A 19653-nucleotide genomic window follows, 5' to 3' on the forward strand; every position below is an offset into this window, starting at 1 on the left:
CGCCCCGGCTCGTGCGGCCCGGCATGCACGGCGCGCCGCGCACGCGCTCGCCGGCCTCGCCGCCGCGCAGCCGGGCAACACCGAACTGAAGTGGCTGATGGCCGCGTTCGCCGACGTCCACGTGCTGCTGCACACGTACGCCGCCTATTTCACCGCCGTTCCGGAGCGCACCCGCGATGCTCAGTGAATTCCCGCTGGCCGGCATCTACCTGCCGCCCTTTTTCGTCTATGCGTGCGCGACCGTGCCGCTCTACATGGCCGTGCGCGCGCTGCTCGCCCGGCTCGGCGTGCTGCGCCGCGTGTGGCATCCGGCGCTGTTCGAGTTCGCGATTTCGCTCGTGCTGGTCGCCACGCTGATCCTCTATTTCTAGTCTCTCGTCGGAACGTATCGCGTCATGTCGCTCAAACCCCTCACCCGAACCCTGCTGACGCTCGCCACCGTGGCCGTCGCGATCGTGCTGGTCGCCGCGCTCTGGCATGCGTACGTCCTCGCGCCGTGGACGCGCGACGCGCGTGTCAGCGCGCACGTCGTGCGGATCGCGCCCGAAGTGTCGGGCACCGTCGTCGACGTCGCGGTGGTCGACAACCAGCGCGTCGCGAAAGGCGACGTGCTGTACCGGATCGATCCGCAACGCTTCGCGCTGGCAGTGGAACAGGCGGAAGCGCAGGTCGCCGCGACCGCCGAGTCGATGCGCCAGAAGCGCGACGAAGCGCAGCGGCGCACCGGCCTCGACGATCTCGTGCCGCGCGAGGACATCCAGCGTTCGAGCCGCGCGGTGTCGATCGCGCAGGCCGAACATCGCAAGGCGCTGGCCGCGCTCGACGTCGCGAAACTCGACCTCGAGCGCACGACGCTGCGCTCGCCGGTCGACGGCTACGTGACGCAGCTGCGCCTGCGTCACGGCGACTACGCGGTCGAGGGCAAGCCCGGTATTTCGGTGCTCGACGCACACAGCTTCTGGATCACCGGCTATTTCGAGGAAACCAAGCTGCGCCGCATCGCAACGGGTGCGCCCGCAACGATCCGGCTGATGGGCTTCGATCCGCTGCTGAGCGGGCACGTGACGAGCATCGGCCGCGGCATCGCGGACGAGAACGGCACGCTCGACGAACTCGGCCTGCCGGCCGTCAATCCGACCTTCAGCTGGGTGCGGCTCGCGCAGCGCATTCCGGTGCGCATCGAGATCGACCGGGTGCCGGCCGGCGTGCTGCTGGCGGCAGGCATGACGTGCAGCGTCGAAGTCGGCGAACGCGGGCGCGAACGCACGCCGCGCGGCCGGCTCGCGTCGTGGCTGCACGCGTGGATGTGAAGGGGGCGACGATGCGATGCCCGCTTCCTCCACTGCGTGCGACACGCTACGCGCGCACCTTCATCGCGGCCTGCACGTGCGCGCTGGCCGCATGCACGACGGTCGGCCCCGATTACGCGGCGCCGCAGCCCGTGCATCCATCCAGCTGGATCGCGTCGCGCGACACGGTAGCCGCCGATCCCGCGCAGTTGCAGGACTGGTGGCACACGTTCGGTGACGCGCAGCTCGATGCGCTGGTCGCGCAAGCGATCGCGCACAACCAGGATCTCGCGATCGCGCGCCAGCGGTTGCTGCAGGCGCGCGCCGAACGCGACCAGATCGCGAGCCGCCTCGGCCCGACCGTGACGGCAGGCGGGAACGCCGATGCGATCCGTTCGTCGCGGGCGCTCGACTGGCCGCCCGGCATCGGCCAGTCGCGCACCTACCGGCTCGGCTTCGATGCGTCGTGGGAACTCGACCTGTTCGGCGGCACGCGGCGCGCGGTCGAATCGGCCGATGCGCAGATCGACGCGCTCGACGACGATCGCCACGCGATCCTCGTGAGCCTGCTGGCCGAGCTCGCGTCGGATTACGCGGAACTGCGCGCGACCCAGGAGCGGCTGCGGATCGCGACGGACAACGTCGCGAGCCTGGATGCCACGCGGCGGCTGACCGAGCAGTCGAACCGGCGCGGCCTCGGCACGTCGTTCGCGGTCGCGCAGGCGCGGGCCGAGCTGCAGCTCGCGCAGGCGACGTTGCCGCCGCTGCATCAGGACGTCGCGCGGCTCGCCCATGCGATCGGCGTGCTCGTCGGCGGCTTTCCGGAAACGCTGCGCGCCACGCTGAGCGCGCCCGGCGCGACGCTGCCGGTCGCGCCCGCGCTGCCCGTCACGTTGCCGTCGGACGTGATCCGCGAGCGCCCCGACATCCGCGCCGCCGAACGGCGGCTGGCCGCCGCGACCGCGCAGATCGGCGTCGCGCGCGCCGAGCAGTTTCCGCATTTCGCGATTCCGTTGAGCCTCGGCACGACGGCCAGCCTCGTGCAGGACCTGTTCTCGGGCGCGAGCGTCGCGTGGTCGGTCGCACTCGACGGCACGCAGACGCTGTACGACGGCGGCCGCGCGAAAGCCGGCGTCGACGCCGCACGCGCAGCCGCCGAAGCCGCGCGGCTCGCGTATGAGCAACGCATCCGCGGCGCGTTTCGCGATGTCGAGGACGCGCTGGCGGCGATCGGCGCCGCGCGCGACCAGCAGGCCATGCTCGCCGCGGCGGTCGACAGCAGCCAGGATGCGCAGTCGCGCGCGACGCGGCTGTACCGCAACGGCCTCGGCGAATACCTGTCGGTGCTGACCGCGCAGCGCGCGACGTACCGCGCGCGCGATGCGCTCGCACTCAGCCGGCTCGCGCAGGTGCAAGGCGCGATCGCGCTCTACAAGTCGCTCGGCGTCGGCTGGCGCGACGCGCCGCCGGTCGCACAGGCCGGCGCGCCGCAAGCGAATGCGCAGTGAACGCCGCCACCCGGCGCCCCGACGCTTCGGCGTCGCTCATCCACCGGAGAAATCCCGATGCCCGCTCTCAATCCGAATGATTTCGCGTTACACGACATCCATCTGTTTCCGGTCTGCGTGTTTCGCGCCGAACACGCGACGCCGGGCTACGCGCCCCGCTGGGAAGGCGAGATCGACACGCTGATGCGCCACGGCGAGCCGTTCGTGATCGTCTACGTCGAACTCGATTCCGACGAAAGCCACGACGACCGCAAGCATCGCGCGGTCTGGCTCAAGCAGAACAAGGCAGCGCTGGGTGCCGTCTGCAAGGCGCTCATCAGCGTCGAACCCGATCCCGACCGGCGCGCGGAAGTGGCCGCGCAGGGTGAAGTCGCCGTCAAGGCATTCGGGATTCCGCATCATGCGGTGGCGTCGTTCGAGCAGGCCGTCTCGCTCGCCGCGCGGCTCACGCGGCAGCCTTCGGGGAAGGACGCGCGGCAGGCCGGACAACCGGCATGACACATGCCGGTGCGCTACGCCACGTTGCATTCACCCGCGACACGAGGGCCGGCATGCGCTATCCAAACCTGACGATCACGGGCTCGCACACGCTGGCGTCTTGTCCGTCGCGGCTCCCCGAACCCGGCGAGATCCTGTTGTGGCGACTGCGCGGCGAATGGCAGCTCGTCACCAGCGAGCGCGGCCATCTCTACCTGTCGAAAGCGGAACTGCGGCGTGCCCGCACGCATCCGAATCGCGCGCACGGCCGCCGCTTCGCGATCGGCCGGTCGGCGCTGCGCGCGATCCTCGGGACGCTGGCCGGCCGCGCGGCCGACGCGCTGACGCTGATCGACCGCGATGCCGACCATATCGCGGTCGCGGGCTGCGACTTGCTGGACGGACTCGACGTGGTGATCGGCCATGCCGGCATCTGGATCGTCATCGCGATCGCCCGTGGCCCGATCGGGCTGGGCATCGCGCAGACCAGCGCGCTCGCCGATCCGGTGTCGCGCGACCAGTTGCGGCTGGACAGCCTCTCGAATGCGTGCGGAACCGGACACGGCGCGACGCTCGGTTCACTGGCGCCGCTCGCGGGGGCATTCCGCGAGGTCGATACGCCGCATGCCGGCCGCTGGCGCCTGCTCGATATCCCGCTTTCCGGCCTGGCCTGCGCGGCCACCGTGGCCGCTCGCCGGATGGACCGGATCCACGCGGTGGGCTGGCGCGGCGAGCGGAAAGACTGGCTGGCCGATCGCGATCGGCATCTGCGGGCGGCGAAGGGGCGGGGTGAGGCTGCTAGCGTCGCGGCCGGATAGACCGGGGCGACATCCTCGTGTCGCATGCTTGCGGGACTCCCGCCTTCGACATCGCCGATGGGAGTCGTTCATGGGACCGCACAAAGGTTGTCGGTTATGGGAACGGCCGGCGTCTGAGCCCGGTGACCGTTCAATGTCCGTGCCCGGCATGCCCGTGATCGACGCCCAGCCGAGCCGCCATGTTGCTGCGATCCGCTATCCGGCGACCATCGCACCCGCTTGTGCGCGCTTGCCCGCACGTCCCGGCGATTGCTGACCCAGTCACAATCGTCCTCCACCGCAACACGCGGATGACGGTGGTCTTGCTTGCATTCGCCCAGACTTCGCGTTCCTGAACGAATTCCGGAACGAACACGACCGCAAAGAGCCATCTGCGCCATTCATTCCTTTGTGGGATGACGGGCAACCGCCATCGCCCTGAAGAACCTCAGCGGGACTCCCGACCATTCCCGTCCGCTTTGCATACCGTTGGCGACCCGCCCCTGCCCCTGCGCCGAGGCGGCGCCCCCCCTGCATGCATTGACGCAAGCGGGTTGCGCACCGACAGCCGAATTGCCATTCCGGCGATGTCAGGCCCTGCGCCCCCCTCTACCGGCGCGTACCACGCGACGACATCACCATCGCCCACCTCCCGATGCATGCCGCCCCGCCGTGTCATCGGGCAGCTCATTTCGTGCGGTAACATTGCGACTCGATGGAGCCACTAGCAGAATCCAAAGCGGACACCATGACGCAAGCATCCCAACTGTCCCGCACTAATCGAGCTGTTCGACCGCTGTCTCTGTCGGCCGGGAGCGATCCGGTCGACACCAGTGCGACCTTTTCCGCTCCTGGGCCACATGGCGCCTCCGGCGCCCCTGCCACCGGAACCCTCGACGCACCGACGCACGCAGCGACTTCCCGCACCGCTTCGGCCGCCCCTGACCGGCCCGCCGCTCACCCGCCCCGATTCCCCCTCTCCCCTGACACCACGGCAATCACGCTGCACAACCTTCCCGTCGTGAATCGACGCAACGCCACGCTTGGGAGCACGAAATGAAACTCGGTGGTCTGGGCCGCAAGATTGCGGTGTCGATGGCGGAGCTGGCGCTCGGCATCATGCTGATCGTCGTGCTGATGACCTATGTGTTCTACTACGTGATGCTCCGGCACTGGGGCGAGTTCTGCCACCAGGCAAGCTGGATTCCGTCCCCCCCCGAGTGGATATGCCTGGGCATCACGCTGCTGATCGGCCTGATACTCGCCATTGTCGTGTCGACCCGGCTCGCGCATCGGATCCTGGTGCCGCTCAACTCGGTCGCGGACGGCATTCGCCGCGTCGCCAGGGGCGACCTGACCGCGCGCGCCGTCGCCGGCGATCGATCGATTCGCGAAGCCGCGCTGATCGCGGACGACTTCAATGCGCTCGCCGCCCAGCTGCAACGCATGACGGACGAGCAGGCATTCTGGAATGCCGCGATCGCGCACGAACTGCGTACGCCGGTCACGGTCCTGCGCGGGCGGCTGCAGGGTCTGGCCGAAGGCGTCTTCCAGCCGGGCGAGGCGCTGTTCCGAAGCCTGTTGACCCAGGCGGAAGGATTGACGCGCCTGATCGAGGATCTGCGCGTGATCAGCCTCGCCGAAAGCGGGCATCTGAGCGTCAGTATCCAGGAGACCGACCTGGCGACGCACGTCAAGGCGGTCGTCGAGATGTTCGAGGATTCGCTGGCCGCGGCCGGTCAACACATGGTGCTCGATCTCGATACGCGGCCCGTGCGCTGCGACGCGTTCCGGATGCGCCAGGCGCTGCTCGCGCTGCTGGAGAATGCACGGCGCTACGCGGTGCCCGGTGCGATCCGCATTCACACCCGGGTCGAAGACGGTACGTGCCAGCTGGTGGTCGAAGACGAAGGCCCAGGCATCCCCGCCGATTGCGCAGCCCGGATCTTCGATGCCTTCCGGCGCGTGGACGATACGCATTCCGACCAGAAGGGCGGCAGCGGCCTGGGGCTGGCCGTGGTGGCGGCCATCGCGCAGGCGCACGACGGAGAAGCATCGTGTCGCCCAACCGCGCGCGGCGGCACGTCGTTCGCGTTGCGCTGGCCCGACAGCCCCGCGTCGGGGCGCACGGCGGCATCGGATCGGAAGGATGCGGCGCTCGCCCCGCAACGCACCCTCGATGCCGACCCGCGGTAAGCCTCGCCGCAAGCGGTCGACACGCCCCGTGCGCCGGTCTGCCGCCCAGCGGCGCGGCGCACACGCCCTCCACCGCTGAACCAGGGCGCCCGTGACCCGCGCGAAGCGCACGCCGCTCCGGCCGAAGCGAACCTCTCAATAGCATCCCCCGGGCACCGGCCCGTGCATGCCAATGGCACGCACGGAGACCGGCATTTCATCAGATGATTGCGGCATTCCGGGATGCCCACCCCGCATCCGGATAACGACAAGCCGCCCCGGCGCCCGTCCTCTTCCGGCTCGCCCCGCCTGCCGATCGCCCATCGGCCAATCTTTCACCCGCTCCATCAAACCTCCATCTTTCCGCACAAAAAACTCCATCGGGCGCACGCACACTTCGATCCGAAAATGCGGGCCGCTGGGTGCCTGCGTCTATGGAGTCCACATGAAAAATCAGAAACGAGCCTGCTACGGCGCCGTGTGCGCGCTGGTGGCGGCGATGCTGGCGGGCTGCGGGCCCACCGAACAGCAGGCCGCCGCGCCGGCCACCCCGGTTGCGGCGATGACGCTGGCGGCCGCTCCCCTCGACCTGACCGAAGACCTGCCGGGCCGCGTCGCGGCCGTCCGGATCGCCGAGATCCGGCCGCAGGTCAGCGGCATCGTGCAGCGGCGGCTGTTCGAGCAGGGCACGGAAGTCCGTGCCGGCCAGCCGCTGTTCCAGATCAACCCGGCGCCGTTCAAGGCCGACATGGACACGGCCGCGGCGGCCCTGCAACGCGCGGAAGCCGCGCTCGCGCGGGCCAAGGTGCAGACCACCCGTCTCAAGCCGCTGGTCGAGGCCGACGCGATCAGCCGCCAGGTGTACGACGACTCGGTGTCGCAACGCGACCAGGCTGCCGCCGACGTCGCGCAGGCGCGCGCGACGCTCGCCCGCCGCCAGCTCGACCTGAAGTTCGCGACCGTCGAGGCGCCGATCACCGGCCGCATCGACCAGGCTCTCGTGACCGAGGGTGCGCTCGTCGCCAGCAGCGACAGCCAGCCGATGGCACGCATCCAGCAGATCGACCAGGTCTACGTGGACGTGCGCCAGCCGGCCGCGTCGCTCGAAGCGCTGCGCGGCGCGCTCGCGGCCCAGCCGGACACCGCGGGCAACGGGCTGCCGGTCGACGTGCTGCGCGACGACGACTCGCGCTACGACGTGAAGGGCCGCATGCTGTTCTCGGGCGTCAACGTCGATCCGGGCACCGGCGACGTGCTGCTGCGCGTGCTGGTCGACAACCCGAAGCGCGAGCTGCTGCCGGGCATGTACGTGCGTGCCCGCATCCCGCGTGGGCACTTCGAGAACGCGCTGACCGTGCCGCAACAGGCGATCGTCCGCGCGGGCGGCAAGCCGCAGGTCTGGGTGCTCGACGCAAAGAGCCAGGCGCACCTGAAGGCCATCGAGGTGGGCGAGCTGACGAACCGCAGCTATCGGATCAAGTCGGGGCTGCAGGCGGGCCAGAAGATCGTCGTCGAAGGCATGGAGCGCCTGAGCGACGGTGCGCCCGTGACGGCGACCGCCTGGAAGGCGCCTGAAGCGGTCAAGACCGCTTCGTCGCACTGAGTCACGGGGAGCATCCAGTCATGTCCCAATTCTTCATCCGGCGCCCGGTCTTCGCGTGGGTGATCGCCCTCTTCATCATCCTGCTGGGCCTGATCGCCATCCCCGAACTGCCGGTTGCGCGCTATCCGTCGGTCGCGCCGCCGACCGTCACCATTACCGCCACCTACCCGGGCGCCACGCCGCAGACGATGACCGACAGCGTGCTGAGCCTCATCGAGCGCGAGCTGTCCGGCGTCCGCAACCTGCTGTACTTCGAATCGGCGTCGGATACGTCCGGCCAGGCGAAGATCACCGCGACCTTCAAGCCCGGCACCGATTCGGCGATGGCGCAGGTCGAGGTGCAGAACAAGCTCAAGTCGGTCGAGCCGCGCCTGCCGCCCGTCGTGCGGCAAAACGGCGTGATCGTCGAGTCCGCCTCCACCGGCTTCCTGTTGTTCGTCGGCCTGAAGTCGGACAGCGGCCGCTATGACGAAAACGCGCTGGCCGACTACATGGCGCGCAACGTCGTCGAGGACCTGCGCCGTGTCGAAGGCGTCGGCAAGGTGCAGCTGTTCGGCTCCGAACAGGCAATGCGCATCTGGGTCGATCCGCAGAAGCTGATCACCTACGGCCTGTCGATGAACGACCTGACGACGGCCGTCGCCCAGCAGAACGTGCAGATCGCCCCGGGCAGCCTCGGTGCGGCGCCCGCGCTGCCGGGCCAGCGCGTGACGGTACCGCTCACCGCGCAAGGCCAGCTCACGTCGCCCGAGCAGTTCGCGAAGATCGTGCTGCGCGCGAACGCGAACGGCTCGAAGGTCGTGCTCGGCGACGTCGCGCGGGTCGAGCTCGGCCCGCAGTCGTTCACCTTCGTCAACAGCGAGAACGGCAAACCCGCGACCTTCGCCGGCGTGCAGCTGGCGCCGGGCGCCAACGCGGTGAAGACCGCCGAGGCCGTGCGCGAGCAACTGGACATGATCGCCAAGACGATGCCGTCCGGCATGACCTACTCGATCCCGTTCGACACCGCGCCGTTCGTGAAGATCTCGATCGAGAAGGTGATTCACACGCTGATCGAAGCGATGGTGCTCGTGTTCCTGGTGATGTACCTGTTCCTGCAGAACGTGCGCTACACGCTGATCCCGGCGATCGTCGCGCCGGTGGCGATGCTCGGCACCTTCACGGTCATGCTGATGACAGGCTTCTCGATCAACGTGCTGACGATGTTCGGCATGGTGCTCGCGATCGGCATCATCGTCGACGATGCGATCGTCGTCGTGGAGAACGTCGAACGCCTGATGGTGGAAGAAGGCCTGTCGCCGAAGGACGCGACGATCAAGGCCATGAAGGAAATCACCGGCGCCATCATCGGCATCACGCTGGTGCTGACGGCCGTGTTCCTGCCGATGGCGATGTCGAGCGGCTCGGTCGGCGTGATCTACCAGCAGTTCACGATGTCGATGGCCGTGTCGATCATGTTCTCGGCCCTGCTCGCGCTGACGCTGACGCCGGCCCTGTGCGCGACGATGCTCAAGCCGGTCGAGCACGGCCACCACGAGAAGCGCGGCTTCTTCGGCTGGTTCAACCGCCGCTTCGACCGCATGACGAGCTGGTACGAAACGCGCGTCGGCAAGCTGGTCGGCCGCACGGGCCGCGTGATGCTGCTGTTCGTCGCGATCTCCACCGCGCTGGTGTTCGGCTTCCGCATGCTGCCGTCGTCGTTCCTGCCCGAGGAAGACCAGGGCTACTTCATGACCGGCTTCCTGCTCCCGTCGGATTCGACCGTCGAGCGCACGGGCGATGTGGTCAAGACCCTCGAGAAGCATCTCGCGTCTCGTCCGGGCATCGAGTCGAGCATCTCCATCATCGGCTACGGCTTCTCGGGCCTCGGCTCCAACGCGGCGCTGAACTACGCGGTGCTCAAGGACTGGGACAAGCGCGAAGGGGCAAACGCGATGGACGAAGCGATGCGCGCGCAGGCCGCGATGGGCGGCGTGACGGAAGGCACGGTCATGAGCCTGTTGCCGCCCGCGATCGACGGGCTCGGCACCAGCTCGGGCTTCACGATGCGCCTGCAGGATCGCGCGAACCAGGGCTACGCGGCACTCAAGGCGGCTGAAGCCAAGCTGCTCGAACTGGCCGCGCAAAGCAAGGTGGTGACCGGCGTCTATCCGGACAGCCTGCCGGCCGGCACGAGCGTGAAGCTGGACATCGACCGCGACAAGGCCGAAGCGCTCGGCGTGTCGTTCACGACCATCAGCGACACGCTGTCGGCCGCGATGGGTTCGACCTACGTGAACGACTTCCCGAACGCGGGCCGCATGCAGCAGGTGATCATCCAGGCGGATGCGCCGGCCCGCATGCAGATCGAGAACGTGATGAAGCTCTACGTGCGCAACGCGACCGGCGGCATGGTGCCGCTGTCCGAAGTGGTGCGCCCGGTCTGGTCGGAAACCCCGCTGCAGCTGGTGCGCTTCCAGGGTTATCCGTCCGCCCGTATCTCCGGCGGCTCGGCCCCCGGCTACTCCAGCGGCGCGGCGATGGCCGAAATGGAGCATCTGGCCGCGCAGTTGCCGCCGGGCTTCACGGTCGCGTGGACCGGCCAGTCGCTGCAGGAGCGTGAGTCGGCTTCGCAGGCGCCGATGCTGATGGCGCTGTCGATGGTCGTCGTGTTCCTGGTGCTCGCGGCGCTCTACGAGAGCTGGGCGATTCCGCTGTCGGTGATGCTGGTGGTGCCGCTCGGCCTGATCGGCGCACTCGCCGCGGTGATGTTGCGCGGGATGCCGAACGACGTGTTCTTCAAGGTCGGGATGATCACCGTGATCGGCCTGTCGGCGAAGAACGCGATCCTGATCGTGGAAGTCGCGAAGCAGTTGCGCGAGGAAGGCATGGGGCTGATCGAGTCGGCCGTGCAGGCATCCAAGCTGCGTCTGCGCCCGATCCTGATGACCTCGCTCGCGTTCGGCCTCGGCGTCGTCCCGCTGATGATCGCGACCGGCGCCAGCGCCGAAACGCAGCACGCGATCGGCACCGGCGTGTTCGGCGGCATGGTGACCGCCACCGTGCTGGCCATTTTCTTCGTTCCGGTTTTCTACGTGTTCGTGATGAGCATCCAGGAACGCATCTCGGCCTGGCGCGCATCCGGCAAGAAGCCCGCCGCCGTGACCCACGAACATGAAGGTTGATGCCATGCGATTACTCATTCTTTCCGCAGCGGTTTCCGCCGCGCTCGCGCTGTCGGCGTGCTCGATGGCGCCGAAGCTGGTCAAGCCCGAAATGCCGGTGCCGACCGCCTATACGACCGCTGTCGCGGCCGACCAGCACGCGAACGCGGCCGATCTCGGCTGGCGCTCGATGTTCGGCGACCGTCGCCTGCAGCGCCTGATCGAGCTCGCGCTCGAGAACAACCGCGACCTGCGCCTGGCCGCGCTGAACGTCCAGGCCGCCGAAGCGCAGTACGGCATCCAGCGTTCCGCGCGCCTGCCGTCGATCGGCGCCGGCGCGAGCTTCACGCGCCAGCGCACGGCCGCCGACTCGCAGTCGAACCCGCCGCTGCTCGAAAACACGCAGAACCAGTACGGCGTGAACATCGGTCTCAGCGCGTTCGAGATCGACCTGTTCGGCCGCGTGAAGTCGCTGTCGGATGCCGCGTTCGCGCGCTACCTCGCGACCGATCACGGCCGCCGGGCGGTGCAGATCGCGCTCGTCGGCTCCGTGGCCAACGCGTATTTCGCCGAGCGTCTCGCCCAGGAGCAGCGCGCGCTGTCCGAACGCACGCTGAACGACTGGCGCCAGTCGCTCGACCTCGCGCGCCGCCTGAAGCTCGCCGACCAGGCGAGCGGCGTCGACATCGCGCAGGCCGAAGGCCAGGTCGCGAGCGCCAGCGCCGATCTCGAGGCGCGTTCGCGCGCCGTCGAGCAGGCGGGCAACGCGCTGCGGCTGCTGGTCGGCACCGACCTGCCGAAGAACCTGCCCGATCCGCTGTCGCTGGAGCGCCAGCCGGTGATGACCAAGCTGCCGGCCGGCCTGCCGTCGGAATTGCTGTACCGCCGGCCGGACATCCAGCAGGCCGAGCAGAATCTCGTCGCCGCCAACGCCGACATCGGCGCGGCGCGCGCGGCGTTCTTCCCGCGCCTGTCGCTGACGTCGTCGATCGGCTTCCTCAGCCCGGGGCTGGGCAGCCTGTTCGACGGCGGCCAGCGCGTGTGGAGCTTCGCGCCGCAGGTCACGCTGCCGATCTTCCAGGGCGGCCGGCTGCGTTCCGAGCTGAATCTCGCGGAAGTGCGCAAGTCCAGCGCGGTCGTCGAGTACGAACGCTCGATCCAGACCGCGTTCCGCGAAGTGGCCGACGGCCTCGCCGGGCGCGAGACCTTCAGCCGCCAGATCGACGCGCAGACCAAGGTCGTCAAGAGCGCCGAGCGCCGTACCGATCTCGTGAACCTGCGCTATCGCGCCGGCATCGAGGATCGGCTGGAACTGCTCGACTCGCAGCGCCAGCTGTACGCCGCGCGCCAGACGTTGCTGGATCTGCGCAACGCCGAACTGGGCAACGCGGTCGCGCTCTACAAGGCGCTCGGTGGCGGGCTGACCGATACCGACGTGCCTCCCGCCAACAGCGTGGCAAAAAACTGAGCAATGGGCCGTCGCCCATCCGTTCGCGACGACTGAAAGCACGGTGAAGTCCGGCGGCGCACGTGCCGCGCCGCCGGGTCGCCAACACGCTCACTTCCAGTGAACCCGATGAACCCTCTGATACTCATTGCCGAAGACGATCCGGAAATCGCCGACATACTCGACGCGTACCTCGCCCACGACGGCTTTCGCACCTACCGCGTCGATCACGGCCAGGCCGCGCTCGACGTGGAGCCCGTCCTGAAGCCCGACCTGATCCTGCTCGACGTCAGGATGCCGAAGAAGGACGGCTGGGAAGTCCTGGTCGAACTGCGCCGCCGCAGCGACACGCCGATCGTCATCATCACGGCGCTCGACCGCGAGATCGATCGCTTGCAGGGGCTGCGTTTCGGCGCGGACGACTACATCACGAAGCCGTTCAATCCGGCCGAGGTGGTCGCGCGCATCCGCGCGATCCTGCGTCGTGTCGAAACGGCCACGTCCGGCCGCTTCCTCAAGGTCGGCAACCTTGAAATCGACACGCAAAGCTACCTGACCACGGTCCGCACCGACACCGGAGAAACCGGCGTCTCGCTGACGCTGACCGAATTCCGGCTGCTCGCGCACCTGGCCGGCTCGCCGAACCGCGTGTTCACGCGCAGCGAACTGATCGGCGCCTGCCTTGCCGACGTCGATGCGCTGGAGCGCACCGTCGACAGCCACATCAGCCGGCTGCGCAAGAAGCTCGAATGCGCGGGCGCGTCCGGGGTGCCGGAGGTGATGCGCGGAGTCGGCTACCGGCTGCGCAGCAGCCAGTGAACGCGCGTCACGGATCGCGTCGGCGCGGGGCGTGGATCGTCGGACTCCTGACGGTCGTTGTCGTGCCGACGATCGCGACCGGATGGTTCGTCGCCTACGGCCTGCTCCTGGCCGTGTCGTCTCCCGCGACCGACAACCCGATCGCGGTGGTGATCCGGGAGACGCCGAGCTATCTGACGCTGGCGGCCGTCTTGCTGGCCGTGCTGGTCGCGACGATCGTCGATCTCGTCAGGCTGGCGCGCGCAACGGGCTCATAGCAACAGGCCGACGCGCATTGCACGCCGGCCGCTACGCTGCGATTCCGTTGTTTTCGAATCGTCATCGGAAAAACGTCTTTTCCAGAGATCTGATCAACCGCATGCGCGCAGCGAGGGTCGAAATGAGCAATCACGGCAATGTCGCTTCGTCGATCGATGGCGATGCTTGCGAACGGGAACGAAGCGACGATTCACGGATCGGCCGCGTAACGTTGATTCCGATCGACGCAATCGAACCGGAGGAACGCTGGCGCCACATGATGCACTCACTTAACGCATGCAGCGACAGCGCGCGAATCAACCGGCAGCGCAACGACGGCGCACTTGATTCACGCAGAAAAATGACTTCGGGCGATCGATCGAGGTACAGCGCGACGATCGACATCCTGGATCGACCGACGTCCAGCACGGTGGTGCTTTAGTGGCGGGATTCGACGGGCGGACATTACGGCTATCAAAACTGGCACAAAGGATTCGCCAGACGGGCAGGGATATGCGCGATGAGCGGTATGCCCATCACCCCCGGCGACGAGATATTTCGGCCAAGCGTGCGAAATGGCCGACCGACGAACGCGTCCGCGATGATTCTCGCGATTCGCATCGCCTGCATCGACTTTGCGCGGATCACGACATAGACGTGGCGCCCTTCCCGCTCCCGGCCGGGCGCCGACGCTGTCCGGCTCCTGGAAACCGGGCCGCTCACTGCGCCTTCGATCCGGCCGAAGCGCTCATGGGCCACTCACCACCGAAGCGCTGAAGCGCCGACTACAGAACCCTCACCATGGCTATTTTCGAATTGATGATCGCGCTGCTGCTGGCGATCCTTGTCTTGCACTACGTCGGGCACAAGCTCGGGCTGCCCCCTGCCGTCGCGCTGATCATCGGCGGCGGTTTCATCGCCTTCCTGCCCGGCCTGCCCGAGGTGCATATCGATCCGGAACTGGTGCTGGTGATTTTCCTGCCCCCGTTGCTGATGGACAGCGCCCTGGGCATCTCACTCGACCATCTGCGCCGGCACATGCTGGGCGTCGGGGCATTGGCGATCGGGGCGGTGCTCTTCACCACGGTCGTGGTGGCCCTCGTCGCGCACTGGCTCGTGCCCGCCCTGCCCTGGGCCGCCTGCGCGGCCCTGGGCGCGCTGGTCGCGCCGCCGGATGCGGTGTCGGCCCGCGCCGCGCTGCAGCGGGTGAAACTGCCGCGCCGCCTCCTGATCCTTCTGGAGGGCGAGAGCCTGTTCAACGACGCAACGGGCCTCGTGCTGTTCCGCTTCGCGGTGGCAGCGGGCGTGACGGGCCTGTTCAGTCCGGCCGAAGCCCTCGGCAGCTTCGCCCTGCTCGCACTGGGCGGCGTACTGGTCGGCGCGCTCGTGGGGGGCGCGTGGGTCATCCTGATGCGCCATCTCGACGAAGACAGCCTGGTCATCGCCGCCGGCCCGCTGTGTGCGTGGGGCTCCTATCTGCTGGCCGAGCGCTTCCACGTGTCGGGGGTGATCGCCACGGTGACGACGGGCCTCATCTGCGCCTGGTTCCAGCACCGCGTGCTCGGCGCGTCGGCGCGCCTGTACGGCACCGGCTTCTGGTCCGTCACGATCTTCATTCTCGAGGCGTTCGTGTTCCTGATCATCGGATCCTCGCTGCATGAGTTGATCCAGCGGGGCGACGGGCTCGACTCGATGCTCGCGGAGATGGGCGTGCCAGTGCTGATCGTCGTGCTGGCCGTCATCCTCGCGCGGTTTGCCTGGGTGTATGTGTCGGACGTCGCGCTCATCCTGCTGCGGAAGCTGGGCGTGACCCGCTTCCATCCGCTCGGGCTGGCCGATGCCACGGTATTGAGCTGGGCCGGCATGCGAGGGGTGATCACCCTGGCGCTCGCCGCCAGCCTGCCGGAGAGTTTTCCGGGGCGCGACTTCATCCTCGTCACCGCCATCGCCGTCATCCTCGCCACCGTGCTGGTGCAGGGGCAGTCGCTCGGCGCCCTGATCCGCTGGACCGGGCTCGCGGCGCCGGAAAGCGACCAGCCTCGCCTGAGCACGAGCGAGGCGCAGGCCGTGATTGCCAAGGTGCAGTACGAGTTGATGGCAAAACGGGCCTACAACGCGGCAGGCGAACTCGTTCACCCGATGCTCCTGGACATTCACCGGCACAAGGCCGAGGACATGGCCCGCTACGCGCGCCACGCCGACGAATACAAGCCCCACCTCGTTGCACGTTCGGACACCGTGCTGGCATTGATCGCGGCGGGTCGGACCGAGCTCATGCGCCTCTATCGCGCCGGCGACATCGACGAGCACACGCTGCACGAACTGACGCGCGACCTCGATCTCGAGGAACTCCGCGCCATTTCCGCGAAGGCGTGACGCGATCGCCATCGATGGAGACGCAACGCCTTCGAGCCCGCTCCGGCTCCATCATTTCTCCATCAAACCGCACAAAAGCGTCCATCGACGCCCAGCACACTGCGAAGCCCGTCATCGAGACCGCATGCGCGAGCAATACGAACCCATGGACACGTTTCCAGCCCTGATCGCCTGCGAGCATTGCGACAGCGTCTACCGACGCCGCGCGCTGGCGCCGCACGAGGTCGCGCGTTGCGAGCGCTGTTCGGCCGTGCTGTTTCGCTCGAGCTGGCTCGATATCGACCGGTGGCTCGCGCTGGCGATTGCGGCAGGCGTGGTGTTTGCCATCGCCAACCTCTGTCCGATCATGCGGATCAGCGTGCAGGGGCTGCACAGCGAAGCCACGCTGTGGCAATCCGCGCTCGCGCTGGCCAAAGGCTACGCCGCGCCGATCGCGATTCCGACGGCGCTCGCCATCGTGGTGGTGCCGTTCCTGCAGATCGCCACGCTGATCTGGTTGCTGGCCTTTGCCCGTGCCGGGCATCGCGCGCCGGCGTTCGGCCCGCTGATGCGGCTGCTCGTCGCGCTGCGACCGTGGAGCATGATCGAGGTCGGATTGCTCGGCATCCTGATCGCCATCATCAAGCTGTCCAGCATCATGCAGATCATTCCCGGCGCCGGCTTGTGGGCCACGGCCGTGCTGATGGTGCTGATCCCGCTGATCGCGGGCCACGATGCGCGCCAGCTGTGGGACTGGATCGTGCCGGTGGAACCCGCCGGAGGCCGCCCGTGAGCCTGCCCGTGCGCGCCAGCGAGCTAGGCATGGTCGGGTGCCATGCGTGCGGCCTCGTCTGCCGGCCCCCCGCCTGCGCCGCGCAGGATGCGCACGCGCATGCCGCCGCAGCGCAACGCTGCCCGCGCTGCGGGTCGGCACTGCACGCGCGTCGCCCGGACAGCCTCGTGCGCGCGTGGGCGCTGCTGATCGCCAGCCTGATCTTCTATCTCCCGGCCAACCTGTTGCCGGTGATGCGCACCACGCTGCTCGGCAGCCACAGCGAATCGACGATTCTCAGCGGCGTCGTGGTGTTCTGGAAAGCCGGCTCGTACGGCATCGCGTCGGTGATCTTCATCGCGAGCGTCGTCGTGCCGTGCACGAAGTTTCTCGCGCTCGGCACGTTGCTCGTCACGACGGGCCGGCGCAGCGTGTCGGCCATGCGCGAGCGGGCCGTGCTGTATCGCGCGGTCGAGCTGGTCGGCTACTGGTCGATGCTCGACGTGCTGGTCGTCGCGATCATCTGTGCGCTGGTGAAGTTCGGTCCGCTGTCCGAGATCGAGCCGCGCGCCGGCATTTTGTTTTTCGGCATGGTCGTCATTCTCACGATGCTGTCTGCGATGAGTTTTGACCCACGCCTCATTTGGGATGCCGAAGAAGCATGAATCCTCCATCCGGCCCGCAAGGCCTCGAACCCCACGACCCGCCCGTGACGCGCAACCGCCTGCGGCTTTCGCTCGTCTGGCTCGTGCCGCTCGTCGCGGCATTGATCGGCCTGTCGATGGTGATCCACGCGTGGTTGTCCGTCGGACCGGAAATCACGATCACGTTCAACACCGCGCAAGGCCTCGAGGCCGGCAAGACGCCCGTCAAGTACAAGGACGTCGTGATCGGCACCGTGACCGCCATCTCGCTGAGCGACGACAGTTCGCACGTCGTCGCGACGGTGTCGTTCGTGAAGAATGCGCGCAACCTCATTCGCGACGACACGCGCTTCTGGGTCGTGCGGCCGCGCGTCGGCATGAGCGGCGTATCGGGCATCGATACGCTGTTCTCCGGCGCCTACATCGGCATGGACACGGGCGGCTCGACGCAATCGCGCAAGGCCTACACCGGGCTCGAGACGCCGCCCACCGTCATCAACGGCATGCCGGGGACGAGCTTCGCGTTGCGCGCCACCGATCTCGGCTCGCTCGATATCGGCTCGCCGGTCTATTACCGCCACCTGATGGTCGGCCACGTCGCGTCGTACAAGCTCGACATGCAGCGCCACGACATGAACCTGCAGGTGTTCATCGATGCGCCGTACGACCGGCTGGTGACGACCGATACGCGCTTCTGGAACGCGAGCGGGATGGATCTGTCGCTCGACGCGAACGGCCTGAAGCTGAAGACCCAGTCGGTCGCGACGATCGTGGGCGGCGGCATCGCGTTCGCGACGCCGGAAGACAGCGATGCGGCGGCGGCCCGTGCAAACCACCTGTTTACGCTCGCCGACAACGAAACGTCCGCGATGGCGGCGCCGGACGGGCCATCCCAGCTCATTCGACTCCGCTTCGAGCAGCCGTTGCGCGGGCTCGCGGTCGGGGCGCCGGTGGAATTCTCCGGCGTCAACATGGGCAAGGTGGTCTCGACCCAGCTCGACTTCGACCGCACCACCCGGCGCTTCCAGTCCATCGTCATGGTCAAGGTCTATCCGTACCGGCTCGGCCCCGTCATCGAGAAGCTGCAGAAGACCGAAGGCAACGGCAATCCGCGCGCGGCCCAGTTTCTCGCCGGCCTGGTCGAGCATGGGCTCCGTGCGCAGGCGCGTACCGGCAACCTGCTGACGGAGCAGCTCTACATTTCGTTCGATTTCGTGAAGAACGCGCCGAAGGTGCCGTTCGACGCGAATGCCACGCCGCTGACCTTGCCCACCGTGCCGAGTACGTTCGACAAGCTGCCGGAGCAGCTCGCCGACATCGTCGACAAGATCAACAAGTTGCCGCTGGCGTCGATCGGCAAGCATGTCGATTCGAGCCTGACGAACCTGGACGCGACGCTCAGGCAGGTCAACGGCCAGTTGCTGCCGTCGACGACGCGCGCGCTCGACCAGGCGAACCAGACGTTCGGCGCGTTGCGCCAGGGCATCGCCGAGGACGGCCCGCTTCAGGAAAACCTGGCGAACACGCTGACCGAAGTCCAGCGTACCGCGCGCTCGCTGCGCACGCTCACCGACATGCTGGGCCGCCGTCCCGACGCGCTGCTCCGGGGCACCGGCGCCGATCATGCGCCGATCGCGCCGGTCGCCCCTTCCACCTCGCCTGTCCAGCAGGAGCCACGACAACCATGAGCTTCCCGATTCGCGCCAGGACGATCGCCCTGGGCGCCGGCGCCGTCATCGCGCTGACCGCCTGCGCGTCGAACCCGGTGCATTACTACACGCTGGTCTCGCCGGCCACGTCCCCCTCCACGACGTCGACCACCGCGCGCGCCGCCGCGCCGCTGGCGATCAACGTGTTGCCGGTCGGCATCCCTGCCCAGCTCGACCAGCAGCAGATGGTCGTACGCAGCGGGACCGGCGCCGCGCGGATACTCGACAACGAACGCTGGGTCGCGCCGCTCGGCGACGAGCTGCGCGCGGCGCTTTCGTCGGCACTCGTCGAGCAGCTGGGCGCGCGCAACGTCACCGGCCTGCCGCGTCCGTCGAACCAGACCGTCATGAGCATCCGCACGCAGGTGCGCCGCTTCGATGCGTGGCCCGGGAGCATGGCCCAGTTCGAAGCGGATTGGGTCGTCGGCGTGCAGCAGGACACGCCGGGCACGCCGGGCACGCGCATTTCGTGCAGCACGCGGCTCAACGAGGCGGCGCCCGGCGGCTACGCGGACATGGTGCGGGTGCAACAGCGCATGATCGAGCAGTTCGCCACGCGGATCGCGAGCACCGTGCGCAGCTTCGGCAACGGGCGCCCCGCCTGTCCCGCCGATTCGTAAACCCGTTCCGCCAGGGGAGCCGTCCATGGGAGCGCGCGAAGGTATCCGGTTATGGGAA

The 19653-nt window shown here is 68.2% G+C and carries 18 protein-coding genes; 17 read left to right on the forward strand and 1 reads right to left on the reverse strand.

All coding sequences use genetic code 11. The features are described 5' to 3' along the window. From G3N98_RS04655 to G3N98_RS04710, 12 genes are all read left to right on the forward strand, one after another. On the forward strand, window positions 1–187 hold a 187-nt coding region (locus G3N98_RS04655; RefSeq protein WP_206147403.1), incomplete at its 5' end, for a hypothetical protein. Beyond that, window positions 177–371, forward strand: a complete 195-nt coding sequence (locus G3N98_RS04660) for a DUF1656 domain-containing protein (RefSeq protein WP_089429479.1) — start codon at window positions 177–179, stop codon at window positions 369–371. The genes G3N98_RS04655 and G3N98_RS04660, both read left to right, overlap by 11 nt. A gap of 24 nt (window positions 372–395) precedes the next feature. Then, a complete protein-coding gene (locus tag G3N98_RS04665; protein WP_069250160.1) occupies window positions 396–1310 on the forward strand; it encodes an HlyD family secretion protein in 915 nt (304 codons plus the stop codon). 11 nt (window positions 1311–1321) lie between these two features. Further along, window positions 1322–2797, forward strand: a complete 1476-nt coding sequence (locus G3N98_RS04670) for an efflux transporter outer membrane subunit (protein WP_206147404.1) — start codon at window positions 1322–1324, stop codon at window positions 2795–2797. 57 nt (window positions 2798–2854) lie between these two features. Then, window positions 2855–3295, forward strand: coding sequence for a hypothetical protein (locus G3N98_RS04675; protein WP_089476792.1), 441 nt, complete (start codon window positions 2855–2857; stop codon window positions 3293–3295). 53 nt (window positions 3296–3348) lie between these two features. Further along, window positions 3349–4092 (forward strand): hypothetical protein, encoded by a 744-nt coding sequence (locus G3N98_RS04680; RefSeq protein WP_089476791.1) that lies wholly within the window; start codon window positions 3349–3351, stop codon window positions 4090–4092. Window positions 4093–5127: 1035 nt separating this feature from the next. Next, window positions 5128–6267, forward strand: a complete 1140-nt coding sequence (locus G3N98_RS04685; protein ID WP_206147407.1) for an ATP-binding protein — start codon at window positions 5128–5130, stop codon at window positions 6265–6267. Window positions 6268–6691: 424 nt separating this feature from the next. Next, complete coding sequence (locus G3N98_RS04690; protein WP_089429474.1) at window positions 6692–7849, forward strand: efflux RND transporter periplasmic adaptor subunit; 1158 nt, start codon at window positions 6692–6694, stop codon at window positions 7847–7849. A gap of 20 nt (window positions 7850–7869) precedes the next feature. After that, the gene (locus G3N98_RS04695) at window positions 7870–11013 is read left to right on the forward strand and encodes a multidrug efflux RND transporter permease subunit (RefSeq protein ID WP_089429473.1); all 3144 of its coding nucleotides are present in this window, start codon (window positions 7870–7872) and stop codon (window positions 11011–11013) included. Window positions 11014–11017: 4 nt separating this feature from the next. Next, window positions 11018–12460, forward strand: a complete 1443-nt coding sequence (locus tag G3N98_RS04700) for an efflux transporter outer membrane subunit (RefSeq protein ID WP_089444013.1) — start codon at window positions 11018–11020, stop codon at window positions 12458–12460. A gap of 108 nt (window positions 12461–12568) precedes the next feature. Further along, window positions 12569–13258 (forward strand): response regulator, encoded by a 690-nt coding sequence (locus G3N98_RS04705; RefSeq protein WP_206147409.1) that lies wholly within the window; start codon window positions 12569–12571, stop codon window positions 13256–13258. Continuing rightward, window positions 13255–13515 carry a hypothetical protein gene (locus tag G3N98_RS04710; protein ID WP_206147410.1) on the forward strand — a complete coding sequence of 87 codons (261 nt, stop codon included), beginning with the start codon at window positions 13255–13257 and terminating at the stop codon, window positions 13513–13515. The genes G3N98_RS04705 and G3N98_RS04710 overlap by 4 nt, the downstream gene beginning before the upstream one ends. A 130-nt stretch (window positions 13516–13645) precedes the next feature. Here G3N98_RS04710 and G3N98_RS04715 read toward each other — a convergent pair whose 3' ends face one another. Next, entirely contained in the window at window positions 13646–13900 is a 255-nt protein-coding gene (locus G3N98_RS04715) for a hypothetical protein (protein ID WP_206147411.1), read from the reverse strand. Between the two features lie 396 nt (window positions 13901–14296). Between G3N98_RS04715 and G3N98_RS04725 the strand changes: the two genes are divergently transcribed. The 5 genes from G3N98_RS04725 to G3N98_RS04745 all read left to right on the forward strand — a co-directional run bounded on the left by G3N98_RS04725 (window position 14297) and on the right by G3N98_RS04745 (window position 19595). Further along, a complete protein-coding gene (locus G3N98_RS04725) occupies window positions 14297–15871 on the forward strand; it encodes a Na+/H+ antiporter (protein WP_206147412.1) in 1575 nt (524 codons plus the stop codon). 124 nt (window positions 15872–15995) lie between these two features. Beyond that, window positions 15996–16643 carry a paraquat-inducible protein A gene (locus tag G3N98_RS04730; RefSeq protein WP_206147413.1) on the forward strand — a complete coding sequence of 216 codons (648 nt, stop codon included), beginning with the start codon at window positions 15996–15998 and terminating at the stop codon, window positions 16641–16643. Then, window positions 16640–17287 carry a paraquat-inducible protein A gene (locus tag G3N98_RS04735; protein ID WP_175240442.1) on the forward strand — a complete coding sequence of 216 codons (648 nt, stop codon included), beginning with the start codon at window positions 16640–16642 and terminating at the stop codon, window positions 17285–17287. Before G3N98_RS04730 ends, G3N98_RS04735 begins: the two co-directional genes overlap by 4 nt. Next, window positions 17284–18954 (forward strand): MlaD family protein, encoded by a 1671-nt coding sequence (locus tag G3N98_RS04740; protein ID WP_206147414.1) that lies wholly within the window; start codon window positions 17284–17286, stop codon window positions 18952–18954. Before G3N98_RS04735 ends, G3N98_RS04740 begins: the two co-directional genes overlap by 4 nt. Next, a complete protein-coding gene (locus G3N98_RS04745; RefSeq protein WP_206147415.1) occupies window positions 18951–19595 on the forward strand; it encodes a PqiC family protein in 645 nt (214 codons plus the stop codon). The genes G3N98_RS04740 and G3N98_RS04745 overlap by 4 nt, the downstream gene beginning before the upstream one ends. Window positions 19596–19653: the final 58 nt, after the last annotated feature.

Source organism: Burkholderia sp. Tr-20390, from assembly GCF_017104595.1.
In the GTDB taxonomy this organism is placed as follows: Bacteria; Pseudomonadota; Gammaproteobacteria; order Burkholderiales; family Burkholderiaceae; genus Burkholderia.